General features: G+C 63.3%; 13 protein-coding genes. 8 read left to right on the plus strand and 5 right to left on the minus strand.

Annotated features, from left to right (window positions below; genetic code table 11):
- Positions 1-20 precede the first annotated feature (20 nt).
- Both soxC and RHPLAN_RS11615 read left to right on the plus strand, forming a co-directional pair.
- Positions 21-1,301, plus strand: coding sequence for a sulfite dehydrogenase (soxC, locus tag RHPLAN_RS11610; protein ID WP_068017626.1), 1,281 nt, complete (start codon positions 21-23; stop codon positions 1,299-1,301).
- Positions 1,288-1,818: a c-type cytochrome gene (locus RHPLAN_RS11615; protein ID WP_068017629.1), complete on the plus strand. Its 531-nt coding sequence runs from the start codon at positions 1,288-1,290 to the stop codon at positions 1,816-1,818. The genes soxC and RHPLAN_RS11615 overlap by 14 nt, the downstream gene beginning before the upstream one ends.
- A 194-nt stretch (positions 1,819-2,012) precedes the next feature.
- Here the strand turns inward: RHPLAN_RS11615 and RHPLAN_RS11620 are convergent, their stop codons facing one another.
- From RHPLAN_RS11620 to RHPLAN_RS11635, 4 genes are all read right to left on the minus strand, one after another.
- The gene (locus tag RHPLAN_RS11620; protein WP_157100231.1) at positions 2,013-2,720 is read right to left on the minus strand and encodes a hypothetical protein; all 708 of its coding nucleotides are present in this window, start codon (positions 2,718-2,720) and stop codon (positions 2,013-2,015) included.
- Between the two features lie 61 nt (positions 2,721-2,781).
- Complete coding sequence (locus RHPLAN_RS11625) at positions 2,782-3,324, minus strand: c-type cytochrome (RefSeq protein ID WP_068017635.1); 543 nt, start codon at positions 3,322-3,324, stop codon at positions 2,782-2,784.
- 81 nt (positions 3,325-3,405) lie between these two features.
- Complete coding sequence (locus RHPLAN_RS11630) at positions 3,406-5,190, minus strand: pyrroloquinoline quinone-dependent dehydrogenase (RefSeq protein WP_068017638.1); 1,785 nt, start codon at positions 5,188-5,190, stop codon at positions 3,406-3,408.
- A gap of 201 nt (positions 5,191-5,391) precedes the next feature.
- Positions 5,392-5,748 (minus strand): hypothetical protein, encoded by a 357-nt coding sequence (locus RHPLAN_RS11635; protein ID WP_237180115.1) that lies wholly within the window; start codon positions 5,746-5,748, stop codon positions 5,392-5,394.
- Between the two features lie 226 nt (positions 5,749-5,974).
- Between RHPLAN_RS11635 and RHPLAN_RS11640 the strand changes: the two genes are divergently transcribed.
- The 3 genes from RHPLAN_RS11640 to RHPLAN_RS11650 are packed head-to-tail and all read left to right on the plus strand — an operon-like array spanning position 5,975 to position 7,928.
- Positions 5,975-6,694 (plus strand): MotA/TolQ/ExbB proton channel family protein, encoded by a 720-nt coding sequence (locus tag RHPLAN_RS11640; RefSeq protein ID WP_237180116.1) that lies wholly within the window; start codon positions 5,975-5,977, stop codon positions 6,692-6,694.
- Complete coding sequence (locus RHPLAN_RS11645; protein WP_068017646.1) at positions 6,687-7,316, plus strand: hypothetical protein; 630 nt, start codon at positions 6,687-6,689, stop codon at positions 7,314-7,316. Before RHPLAN_RS11640 ends, RHPLAN_RS11645 begins: the two co-directional genes overlap by 8 nt.
- A gap of 21 nt (positions 7,317-7,337) precedes the next feature.
- Positions 7,338-7,928 carry a hypothetical protein gene (locus RHPLAN_RS11650; RefSeq protein ID WP_068017649.1) on the plus strand — a complete coding sequence of 197 codons (591 nt, stop codon included), beginning with the start codon at positions 7,338-7,340 and terminating at the stop codon, positions 7,926-7,928.
- 46 nt (positions 7,929-7,974) lie between these two features.
- On the opposite strand, the gene RHPLAN_RS11655 is transcribed toward RHPLAN_RS11650, so the two are convergent.
- A complete protein-coding gene (locus RHPLAN_RS11655) occupies positions 7,975-8,943 on the minus strand; it encodes a tripartite tricarboxylate transporter substrate-binding protein (protein ID WP_068017652.1) in 969 nt (322 codons plus the stop codon).
- A gap of 107 nt (positions 8,944-9,050) precedes the next feature.
- On the opposite strand from RHPLAN_RS11655, the gene RHPLAN_RS11660 reads away from it, so the two are divergent.
- The 3 genes from RHPLAN_RS11660 to RHPLAN_RS11670 all read left to right on the plus strand — a co-directional run bounded on the left by RHPLAN_RS11660 (position 9,051) and on the right by RHPLAN_RS11670 (position 12,088).
- On the plus strand, positions 9,051-9,962 hold the full coding sequence (locus RHPLAN_RS11660) for a LysR family transcriptional regulator (protein WP_068031045.1): 912 nt from the start codon (positions 9,051-9,053) through the stop codon (positions 9,960-9,962).
- A gap of 229 nt (positions 9,963-10,191) precedes the next feature.
- Positions 10,192-11,187, plus strand: coding sequence for an ABC transporter substrate-binding protein (locus tag RHPLAN_RS11665; RefSeq protein ID WP_084244741.1), 996 nt, complete (start codon positions 10,192-10,194; stop codon positions 11,185-11,187).
- A gap of 247 nt (positions 11,188-11,434) precedes the next feature.
- Positions 11,435-12,088: a DsbA family protein gene (locus tag RHPLAN_RS11670; protein WP_198164857.1), complete on the plus strand. Its 654-nt coding sequence runs from the start codon at positions 11,435-11,437 to the stop codon at positions 12,086-12,088.
- The last annotated feature ends 272 nt before the right edge of the window (positions 12,089-12,360 follow it).

The raw sequence follows: 12,360 nt of genomic DNA on the forward strand, positions 1-12,360 counted from the left end.
GACAACGCAAGGAGGCTTGTATGAAGCGACGCTTGCGACGAACGGGAGAAAACAATCCGGAGCCGGTTGCCGGCAATGGGCTGCTGAACCGTCGTCTGTTACTCGAAGGCCTCGCGCTCGCCGGCGCGATGGGGGCGACGTCGGCCGCGGCCGAGCCGCTGACGGTGCCGAAATGGTCGAAGGAGCCCGGTGCAGGCTTCGAGCCCTACGGCAAGCCCTCGCATTTCGAAGACAAGGTGGTGCGCGCGATCCCGCCGGCGCCCAATCCGGTGACGGTCGGCATCGGCACGGCGCGCACGCCGCTGCATCTGCTCGACGGGATGATGACGCCGTCGGGCCTGCATTTCGAGCGCAGCCATTCCGGCATTCCTGACATCGATCCCGAACAGCATCGCCTCGCCATCCACGGCATGGTGAAGCGGCCGCTGGTGTTCACGCTCGAGGCGCTGTCGCGCTATCCGATGGAGTCGCGCATCGCCTTCGTCGAATGCGCCGGCAACAGCCAGGCGCTCAACACCGCGCAGGCGCAGCCGCTGAACGCGACCGCGATCCACGGCCTGCTGTCGTGCTCGGAATGGACCGGCGTGAAACTCTCGACCCTGCTCGACGAAGCCGGAGTCGAGCCCGGCGCCGCGTGGGTGCTGGCCGAAGGCGCGGATGCGGCCTCCATGAGCCGGAGCTTCCCGCTCGGCAAGGCGATGGATGACGCGCTGGTCTGCCTGTATCAGAACGGCGAGCGTATCCGGCCGTCGAACGGCTATCCGGTTCGTCTGCTGCTGCCCGGCTTCGAGGGCAACATGAACGTGAAATGGCTGCGGCGCATCAAGGTCACGGCTCAGCCGACGATGACCAAGGACGAGACTTCGAAGTACACGATACTCCTTCAGGACGGCAAAGCCTGGCAGTTCGTGTTTCCGCTCGAAGTGAAGTCGGTCATCACCCGGCCATCGCCAGGGCTCGGCCTGAAGCAGCCGGGCTTCGCGGAGATTTCGGGGCTGGCATGGTCCGGCAACGGTCGCATCCGGCAGGTCGAGGTGTCGGCCGATGGCGGGCAGAGCTGGGCCAAGGCTGCGTTGCAGGAGCCGGTGCTGCCCAAGGCGCTGACGCGCTTCCGGATGCCCTGGCAATGGAACGGGGGACCTGCGGTGCTGCAAAGCCGCGCCACCGACGAGACCGGCATGGTGCAGCCGAGCCGCGCGCAGTTCATCGCCGAGCGCGGACTGCGCGGCATCTATCACTTCAACGCGATCGCGAGCTGGGCGATCGACGAGAAAGGGCAGGCCGCCAATGTTCTGGCTTGAACGCTTTGCATGTGCGGCGTTGCTTTGCGCGGCCACAGCCGCATCGGCGGCCGACGTGCCGCAACTCGGTCAGGCCGCGACGCCCGCCGATCTTGCCGCGTGGGACATCAGCATCGCGCCGGATGGCGCAGGCTTGCCGCCGGGCAAAGGGACATCGGCACAGGGTGAGGCCGTCTACGCCAGCAAGTGCCAGGGCTGTCATGGCGAGAAGGGCGCCGGCAAGCCGAACGACGTGCTGGTCGGCGGCGCGGGCTCGCTTGCGGCCGGGAAGACGCCGGTGAAGACGGTGGGCAGCTACTGGCCTTACGCCACGACGCTGTTCGACTACATCCGCCGCGCCATGCCCTACAACGAGCCGAAGTCGCTCAGCAACGACGAGGCCTACGCGGTGTCGGCCTATCTCCTGGCGCTCAACGGCGTGATCGGCGCGGACGATGTGGTCGACGCGCAGTCGCTGCCCAAGGTGCAGATGCCGAATCGCGATGGGTTCGTGCCGTTTCCGCGGGCGCAGCGTTAGCGTCTTTCCGAGTTGCGTTGCCAACAGCAACGACAGCGGTGTCATCGCCGGGCTTGACCCGGCGATCCATGAGCGAGCGCAGTGCGGGCAGTCGTAAGAGCGTGCCTGTCGCAACATCGCATGGACCCGCGGGTCAAGCCCGCGGGTGACAGCGTGCATGTTGCGCGAGTGTGCTTCACAGAAGCGAAGCTTCCCTAGCGCGGCGTGGCAGACGCCTGCGGCTCGGGCTTCCGCAGCGCCGGGTCGAACACCTCGAAGCGGGTCCAGCTCTCGTACTGGCCCGGCCGGTACTCGCCATTCGCATCGGTGCCGGTCTGGCCGGGCTTGCGCAGGAAGTGCGCCTCGACGGTAAGCCAGCGTTCGGGCGTCACCTTCTCGCAGCGCTGCTTGACGAACACGCCGCCGACCGGGGTCTCGCCCTCGGCGGCGGGAAAGTCGGTGCAATTCCAATTGCCCGGGCCATAGCGGTTGATGACGGCGAGCCGCAGCATATGCGCCATGCGGCGCTCGAGCTCCGAACCGCGCGGATCGGTGATGAAGCGGAGGCCTTTGAGGGTGCCGCCGTCGTCGAACAGTGCCGACAGAATCACCGGATGGCCGGCGACCCGTGTCGAGCTTTTCTGGTCGGCATAGCGGTCGTCGTCGATGGCGCGGCCGATATATTCCTGCTCGTCCTCGAAGCGGACATTGACTTCGTGCAAACCGTTCGGCTCCGCCCGGCATTTCATGTAGCCGGTCCAGTCGTCGAGCTTCTGCCGCGCCGGCCCGCCATTGCTGCCGCAGGCGAACTCGCTGAAGCCGTCGGTGGTCATGGTCTGGGCTTTGAGGCCGAGCTTCAGCCCGCGGATCTCGCCGGGGTCGCCTTTGTTTTGCGACAGAGCAGGATGCGCAGCGAACGCCAAGATAGCCGCCGCGCAGACGACCCTCAACGTGGCGCGGACGCTTGGCGTCATGCCCAGCTCGTCACTTCGGCTTCATCGGATCGCATTGCTTGGTGTCCTTGCCCCAGAAGTCGACGCAATCTTCATAGGTCGCAGGACCACGGCCGACCACGCGGGCGAACAGATATTTCACCACCGCGTCGACCTCGCGCTTCTGCAACGATTCCACCGCCATCGGCGGCATGTCCTTGCCGAGATCGGCGCGCGTGTAATCGTAACAACGCTTGTCGGTGTAGGCACGCTCGTCGTGGTACGGCATGCCGGTGGTTGGCCGGCCGCACCGGATCACCTCGGCGACCTGCTCTGGCGTGAGCTGCGTCTTGCGCAGCGATAGCGCGAGTCCGCCATAGCCCTGATCGCCGCCGCCGTCCCATTTGTGGCAGTACTGGCACTCCGCCTTGACCTTGAATATCTCCTTGCCGAACTCGATGGTGCGCAGCTCTTCCGCCGAAAGTTTCTCCTGTGCGTGGCTGGGGGCGATCGACAGAGATACAAAGACGACGAATAGCCACGTCCAAGCCTGGAGCGAAGACACCAGACCGAGACGAGTGCCGGAACGATGCATGGGCAGTGACCTGTGTGAGCGCCGGGACGTTACAGGCGCCGCAGACGCGGCGCCTGCCGATTGTACGGTCGTGTGCGTGGCCTAGAGGCCGAACACGTAAAGCATCGAAGCCGGTGCGGTGTTCCTCAGCTCCGGCGAATTCTGCATGATGGCGAGGTTCTGACGGGAGCCCGCCAGAACTGCGATGTACTGCTTGCCGTTGACCGAATAGCTGACCGGCGGCGCGTTGATGCCGGTGCCGACGCTGAAGCTCCAGACCTCCTTCAGGGTCTTGGCGTCATGGGCGGTCAGGGTGCCGTCGGCATGGCCGATGAACACCAGGCCGCCGGCGGTCGCAAGCGCGCCGCTGTAATTCGGATATTCGAGCTTCAGCGCCGCCTTGGTCTCGCCGGTCGCTGGGTCGACCGCCTTCAAACTGCCGTAGAGCCGCTCGTTGGTCTTCGTGCCGCCGCCGGCAAAACGCTCGCGCCATTTGGTCGGGCCGCCCTGGTCCTCCATGTCCTGCTGCACTTTGTTCTCGAGCGAATTGCAGCCCTCGATGGCGGGGATGTAGAGGAGCTGGAGATCCGGATTGTAGGCCGTCGGCTCCCAGTTCTTGCCTCCGACGTGCGCCGGGCAGAGCCGTGTCGCAGCCTTGCCGCGCCCTGGAGCCGTGCCCGCCACGTAGGTTTGCACGTCCTTGGTCGGATCGTAGCTCAGCGGCCGGCCGGTCTTCGGATCGAGCCCGGTCGTCCAGTTGAGCTGGTCGACAAATTGCTTGCCGGCGACGAACGAGCCGTTGGTGCGGTCGAGCGCGTAGTAGAAGCCGTTGCGCGCGGCATGCACCACGAGCTTGCGGTCCTGGCCATTGACCTTGATGTTGATAATCGGGTGCTCGGCAATCTCGTCAAAGTCGTAAGGATCATTCGGCGTGTATTGGTAGCCCCACTTGATCTTGCCGTCCTGCGGGCTCAGCGCGAGCACACTCGCCGCCCATTTGTTGTCGCCCGGGCGATATTCGGGATCCCAGTCCGGGCCGGCATTGCCGATGCCCTGGTAGAACGTGTCGCTCTCCGCATCGTAGGTCGCGGTCTCCCAGACCGAGCCGCCACCGTGCTTCCAGCGGTCTTTGCCGTCCTTCCAGGTCTCGTTGCCGGGCTCGCCCGCGCCGGGAATGGTGTAGGTGCGCCAGACCTGCTTGCCGGTGTTGAGGTCGGTGCCGTCGATCCAGCCACGGACGCCAAACTCGCCGCCGGCGACGCCAACGATGGCGATATCGCGGATGACCAGCGGCGCAAGCGTGATGGTTTCGGCCACCGCTGGGTCGGCGACCTTGCGCTCCCAGATCATCTCGCCGGTCGCCTTGTTGATCGCGAACAGCCGGCCGTCGAGCGAGATCGAGATCACCTTGTCCTTCCACAGCGCCACGCCGCGATTGTTGACGCCGCAGCAGGCGACATCGCCGGCCCAGGCGCGATCGACCGCCGGGTCGAATTTCCAGCGAATTTTGCCGCGCGTTCCGCTGGTGGCGTCGATGGCATAGACCGAGCCCCAGCCGTCGGTGACATAGATGATGCCGTCTTCGACCAGCGGCGTGCCTTCGAGATTGCCGAACTTGTAGCGCCCGCCGCTTTCGAAGCCGCCGAGCGCCACGCCGAACGCCATCCTCAGGTTCTTCACGTTGTCGGTGTTGATGTCTTTCAGCGCTGAGAAGCGGTGGCCCTGGTAGTTGCCGTGATGCAGCAGCCAGTTCTGCGGCTCGTTGGCGACATTCAGCGCGCGCTCTTGCGTCATGTCGGCGGCGTTCGCTGGCGACAAGGCGGACGTCAGAAATGTCGATGAAAGAAATGCGCACGCCAGCGCGCACACGAGATGTGTGGGTTTCATGGTCGCTCCTCCAGCAGCCGCTGCGCCATCGCGCGGCCGGTTTCACAGCTTCAGGGTCCGTCTTGAATCGCGCACCTCAGCCGATGCTTGGAGCGTAGTCCTCGCGATCTCAAACGGTCAATGCCGGCAACGCCTGACAGGCATGACGCTCACGAGACATCTCAGCTTTGCTTGGCATCTCAACTTGGGAGTCTGCCCACTCTACTGGCAGGAGGTCAGCTCTTTCTCTTCGATGGAGAAGTTTTCACCGGCCTCGACCTTCACGCCGCGCACGAGGCATTGCCGACCGCTGACGTCCTTCAGACGGACATCGTATGTGCCGGGAGGTACACCGGTAATTCGCAAGCGCTCGTCGGGATCGACCGTGCCATCCTTGTCGTTCTTGCACTGGTTCGGGCCGAAGTCGGTCGATCCCGCCGGCGCAAGCGACAGCTCGGAGATCGTGTGCCGGGTCAAATTCCAGAAGCGCGTCGGCCTTTGCTGCTGCGCGTCGGCTGCGGCCATGCCGGCAAGCCAGAGCAGAGCGATCAGGCAGGCACGCATGGCAATCCCTTTCATTCGTCCGTCGAGACGAGCCTAAGCGTCACGCACCGAGGAGGGAAGCCATGTCGATGAAGCGCCGCTGCGCTGCACCCAGGATCAGAAAATCGGGGTCGCAATCCGGACAGGCCGTGCCTTGACAGGGTCCGGACCCGCGTCAGACTCGATGGGAGATACGACCTTTCAGTCGCAAAGCGTTTTTCCGATGTCATTTCGGTTCTTTGGCGAGCAGTCTTCTGATCAAATGCCGCTGTTGCGTTGGCTCATGTTCACCGGCGTGTCCGTGTTCGGCTTCGTGGTGGCGTGGCACTACGGCCTGTTCCACCTGATGATCGCCAACGACAAGACGTGGATTTCCACGATCATCAGCGTGGCCTACGTGGTCGTCTCGCTGCACTGCCTCATCCGCACTGTCGTGATCTCCAACGAACTCTCCCGCGCCCGGCGCGTTTCGGCGATCGTCAGCCAAAGCCCGTCGGCATTTCGCGTGGAAGGCTCCGATGTGCTGGCCGGCAACAGCAAGCTGCCGCCCGGACGCGTCGCCGAGCACATCCGCAATCTGGTGCTGAAGGCCGGTTTGCAAGGCCGGCACCGGCTCGATCAGACGCTGCTGCTGCGCGGTTTTGCCGACGCGCTGCGCGGGCCGAACCAGTTCGGCTCGTTTGCCAGCGACGCGCTGATGAAGCTCGGGCTTCTCGGCACCATCATCGGCTTCATCCTGATGCTCGCACCGATCGCGGGGCTCGATGCCGCCGACCGCGCCTCGGTGAAGACCTCGATGGGGCTGATGAGCGACGGCATGGCGGTTGCCATGTACACCACGCTTGCGGGCCTCGTGAGCTCGATCCTGGTGCAGGCCCAATACTACATGCTCGATGACGCGACCGCGAACCTGTTTGCGCTCGCGACCGACCTGACCGAAGTGTTCGTGATCTCCACGCTGGAGCGCGAGCAGGATGGATAGTTTCGGCAACTATCCGCGCGACCGGCCGTTCGATCCGTTCAGCGTGATGCTGTTCAAGGCGCTGCAGGTCGTGGCCTTCCTGTTCTTCATCGCGCTGCTGGTGATCAATCCGGAAGCCAAGCAGGGCAAGATCGACACCAAGGCCGATTTCATCATCACGATGACCTGGCCCGACAGCCACCCCGACGACATCGACCTCTATGCCGAGGATCCGCTCGGCAACATCGTCTGGTATCACGTGCGCGAGGCCGGCTTCATGGTGCTCGACCGCGACGACCGCGGCGGTCTCAACAACTCCATCACGGTGAACGGCCAGAAGATGTCGAGCCCGATCCGGCAGGAGACGGTGAGCATCCGCGGCATCATCGCCGGCGAATACACCATCAACGTCAACCATTATCTCGCCACCACCAATGCGCCGGTGCCGGTGTCGGTGAAGGTCGAGAAGGTCAACCCGACGGTCGAGGTGATCCACTACGACACGATCATGGTCGATCACGCGGGCGAAGAGAAAACCGCGGTGCGATTCCGCGTCGCCGAGAACGGCCGGGTCACCGACGTGAGCCACCAGGACAAATCGCTGATCCAGCTGACGCGCAGCGTCCGTCGTTCGGCGAAGTAGGCAAACACAGGCACGGGCAGCATGACCGGAACGGTGCTCGCCATTTCGATCGCCTACGTGGTGATGGGCCTCGTGCTGCTCGGCATGGGACTCACCTCGCGGTTTGCGTGGTGGGTGAAGGCCATGGCGATCGTCGTCACCTCGGTGTTCTTCGTCGAGGTGTTCTACGCCACCAAGGGCCTGCTCGGCTGGCCCGGCACCGAGAAGCTGCCGCAGCGTTTCCAACTGCTGTGGGCTCGGCCCGTCGAGCCCGATGCCAAGGTCGGCGATCCCGGCTCGATCTATCTCTGGGTCGAGGAACTTGATGAGAACAACGTGCCGAGCGGTGTGCCGCGGTCCTATCGCCTGCCGTATTCGCGGCCGCTTGCCGAACGCGCCTCCAAGGCGCGCGACCAGATCATGAAGGGCAATCCGCAGCAGGGATCGGCCGAGGATATGCCGGACGCGGGTGCACAGCAGGAGATCAAGGTCGACGCCAAGCAGGCCGGCCAGCAGGCGCAAGAGGGGGGCGTGGTGATCGACGCCGATCAGGCGAAGCTATTGCAGCAGGCCCAGCGCGTCGAGTTCGGCACGATGCCGCTGCCGACCTTGCCGCCGAAGCTGCCTCAGTAGCAAAGCACGACGAATTGTGAAAAGCAGGCTTGGCGCGTCTGCAACGCTACTCGGCCTTTACGTTCGCTGCCTTTAGCACCGGCCACCATTTGGCGATTTCTGCCTTCTGCCATTCCATCAGCGCAGCGGGCGCCAGCTGATCGGGCTCTGGGATGCTCTGGCCAAGCGCAGCGAATTTCTCACGCACCGCCGGATCTCTTTCCATCACTTCACGGGCGGCGGCATTGAGCTTGGCAACGACATCTGCCGGCGTCGCCTTCGGTGCCCAAAGACCGTGCCAGACCGCGACGTGGAAACCCGGAAGCCCTGCCTCATCAACGGTCGGGATATTGGGCGCCGGCGCAAGCCGCGTCGCGCTCGTCACAGCATAAGCTTTTATGGCCCCGGTGCGGACATGCGGCAGCGAGTTCGCGGACTGGTCGAACATCACGTCGATATGTCCGCCGACGAGATCGATCATGGCCGGTCCTGCGCCACGATAATGGGCGTAGGAAAACTGCCCGCCGTTCTGCTTCTGATAGAGCAGTGCACTGACGTGGCCGGCGCTGCCGACGCCCGCAGTTCCGATATTGGCCGGATGGCTCTTGAGCCAGGCCGTCAGCTCACCCAGGGTGTTTGCTTCGAGGCTCTTCCTTGCGACGATCAGTTGCGGGCTCGACGGAAGCCGCACCACCGGCGCAAGATCGGTGACCAGGTCGTAGCTCAGCGAATAGATCGCGCCGTTGAGGACATGAGTGCTCCAGTTGCCGACGCTGATGGTGTAGCCGTCGGGCGCGGCCTGCACGACGTGTCCAACCCCGACGCTGCCGCCTGCTGCCGGCATGTTCTCGACGACGACTGACTGCTTGAGCACGGCGCTCATCCGTTCCGCCATGGTGCGTGCCAGCACGTCGGTCGGACCGCCGGCCGCGAAAGGCACCACGAAGGTGATCGGACGGTTGGGATAATCCGCCGCAGCGGCTGGGTGTGAGCAACAGGCCGTGACGATCGCTGCAACGAGAAGCAATTTTCTCATGGTGCCAGCCCCAAGAGCAAAGCATCGAGCAACGGCCGAGATGCTACTGGCGGAAAAAGCCAACTAAAACTATGCTTTTGTATCTTTAAAAGATGGATTTCGTTGTCATGGATGTTCGTTTCCTTGACACATTGATTTCCGTGATCGAAAGCGGATCGGTGGCTGAAGCCGCCCGGCGGCTGCATCTCACGGCAGCAGGCGTATCGCAGCGCATTCGGTCTCTGGAGGACGAAATCGGCGTGCGGCTGGTCGCGCGCTCCGGCCGCACGGTGCGGCCGACCGCGGCGGCTGCGGCGATCCTGGACCGGGCGCGCACCGTGCAACGCGAGGTTCGGGACCTCAAGGCAATCGCCGCCAGCGGCACGCTCACGGGAGAGGTGCGGCTCGGCGTGATCCCGTCGCTGCTGTGCGGGCTCATTCCCAATATCCTAAGCCGCTTCGCGGCGGCCCATCCCCAGATCGAACTTCGCGTCAGTCGGAACAATTCGGTTGAGCTTTATCGCAAGCTGCTCGACGGCGAGATCGATGCGGCGGTTACCAGCCATCCCACCTTCGCTATTCCCAAGACCTGCGAGTGGGCAATGCTGCGAGAAGAACCCTTCGTCCTGGTCACGCCCGGCTGGATGCCGCCGCGACATCCGCACGCGATTCTCAAAAGCGAGCCGTTCATCCGGCTCGACCGCCAAGTCTATGCCGGACAGTTGATCGACAACTATCTGCGCAAGGCCGGCATCCGTCCCAGGGAACGCCTTGAACTTGATGGCCTCGAAGCCATCGTCGTCATGGTCGATCGCGGACTGGGAGTTGCTATCGCGCCGGACTGGGCACCGCCGTGGCCGGAGGGGCTGACGCTGCGAAAACTTGCACTGCCGGACCGTTCTTTCGTGCGCCGCACGGGCCTGCTTTGGATGCGGGCTTCGCTTCGCGCTGGACTGATCGATGCCTTCTTGGAGCAGGCGCGCATGGCCTTGGATCACAGGCCGGGCCGCAAGGGGAGCGTTCGTAAGAAGCGCACTTGATTGCGATTGATCCGGCAGTGGTGCTTACGTCTCCCGTCTGGAAGGTGCGGCAATTGACGGCCAGCAGCCGACGGGAAGGCTCGAAACGCAAAGCCCCCAGCACCTCGCCGGGGGCTTTTTCTTTCATCAACGAACACCGCTCGCGCCGAGGATGCGATCAGGGGGTTTCGTAGCATCTTCAGCAGGCTGCGTTGCATCGGTATGATGCGGCTCCTAACCAGAGGTCGAAATGAGGCGACGGGAGTTCATCGGATTTGTCGGTGGTGCGGCCGCGGGTTGGCCACTCCGGGCGCTCGCGCAGCCGTCCCGGCCGATGCGGCGCGTTGGCGTACTGATTAATGCCGATCCCAACGATCCGGCGTGGAAACGCGAGCTTGCCGCGTTTCTTGAGCAAATGAAGAGCTTGGGTTGGATCGAAAACGTCAATTTCCAAATCGACTATCGCAACGGGGCCGGCGACGCTGACCGCATTGCGGCCTCTGCCGCAGAGTTGTTGGCGCTGAGGCCGGACGTCATCGTCGCCAGAAGTACGCCCATCGTGCGCGCTCTCGCGCAGAGTGCGCATTCGATTCCCATCGTGTTTCTGTCGGTGTCCGATCCAATCGGCGAGAAGTTTGCTGCGAGCATGGCCAAACCTGGCGGCATCATGACTGGTTTTACGAACGTTGAAGCGTCTATGGGCGGCAAATGGGTCGAGTTGCTGAAGGAAGCGGCGCCGTCCCTGAAGCTCGCGGCGATTCTGTTCAATCCGGCAGTTGCGCCAGCGCGCGGCGAGTTTTACTTGAGTTCGATCCGGACCGCGGCTCCGAAGCTCGGTATCGAGATCCAGCCTATCCCTGTCGGCACCAGTGCCGAGATTGAGACCGCGGCTAAGGAATTCGCACGCCGCCCGGACAGCGCATTGATCGTCATGCCTGATCCTTTCATCGTCCCCAACCGTGCACTGGTGATTGAACTGGCCGCGCGCTATCGACTTCCGGCAATCTATGGCTTCCGCAACATGGCCATCGAAGGTGGGCTGATGTCATATGGAGCCGATCTGGTCGATATGCTGAGGCGATCGGCCGAATATGTGGACCGCATTCTCAAGGGAGCGAGAACGCAGGATCTTCCTGTTCAAGCGCCGGTCAAATTCGATCTCGTCGTCAATCTTAAAACTGCCAAGGGCCTTGGCCTGAAAATTCCCGAGGCATTTCTGCTTCGCGCGGACGAGCTGATTGATTGAGTCGTCAGCCGCAGGTTCACGAGGAATCGTGTGCCAAGGACCATTGCTGGCAAACCAATGTCGGTTGTTGCCACCAAGCTGACCTGTTCGTCTTGTGCGCCGGCGTCGGCTTTTGACTCGATGCGATATCGCGATGCGTGCGGTCGAACACCGATTTGTGAATCGTGCTTGATCGCGTGTTGCGCCATGAAGCGGCTTGGAAAGCTGTGAGACCGGTAAAATGAACATTTTCAAAATTGCCATCGCGATGCTGGCGCTCGCGTTGCCGTCGATCGCGCATGCGGATGACGGCTTCTATCCCATCGTTGCCGATGACGGCACGACGATCGCCAATCATCGCGTGGACACGTCCATCGAAGCCGAGCTCGACAAGCTCCCCAGCGTCATCACTGTTGGCAATCCGCGCGGCAGCGTCACCGTGCGCGAGTTCTACGACGTGAATTGCCCATATTGCCGCAAAGCCTCGGCCGATATTGATGCGTTGCTCAAATCCAACCGCGAGCTTCGTCTCGTATTGGTGCCGTTCCCGGTTCTCGGGATTCCGTCCATCCAAGCCACGCGAGTCGAACTGGCGGTTGCACGCCTCGCTTCGCCGCAGACATTTTATAAATTCCACCGCCAGCTCGACCAGCAGCGCGGAACGATTGACGGCAACCGGGCGCTCGCCGTTGCCAAGAAACTCGGGCTTGATCCACGACGCGTCACAGAGGTCGCCGACGGCGACGACTTGGCCGACATCATGAAAGCGCATCTGAAAATGGGCGACGACCTCGCCATTCAGGCGACGCCCGGGTTTGTCATTCAAGGGGTCGCGGTCGTCGGCTACCCGGGCAAAGCAGCCATGACCAAGCTGATTGCAGCCGTAGATGCCTGCGGCGCCGTCATCTGTCCGGAGAAATAAAAGATCGGAATGCGCCCCGAAGGCGACTCTGCGAACAATGATTTCGCTTTGCATTCCCGCAAATCACGAGTAGACGCGATTCTGCCTCGTTCGTTGAGGGCGTCATCTAGAGACGTCTATTTGGCGGAGCGGGGTGTGGCGCCTGCAGGCGTGGCTCGTGACCACGTCCCAGGGTGCGAGGTCATTGTCCGTCCCCGATGAGGGGGCCGCCTTCAGTGGCAGGGCGCGGTCGGGTGAGAGCGGGCGCAAATGCCCCCTGGAGCATGGTGGGT

This window comes from Rhodoplanes sp. Z2-YC6860, assembly GCF_001579845.1.
Taxonomy (GTDB): Bacteria; Pseudomonadota; Alphaproteobacteria; order Rhizobiales; family Xanthobacteraceae; genus Z2-YC6860.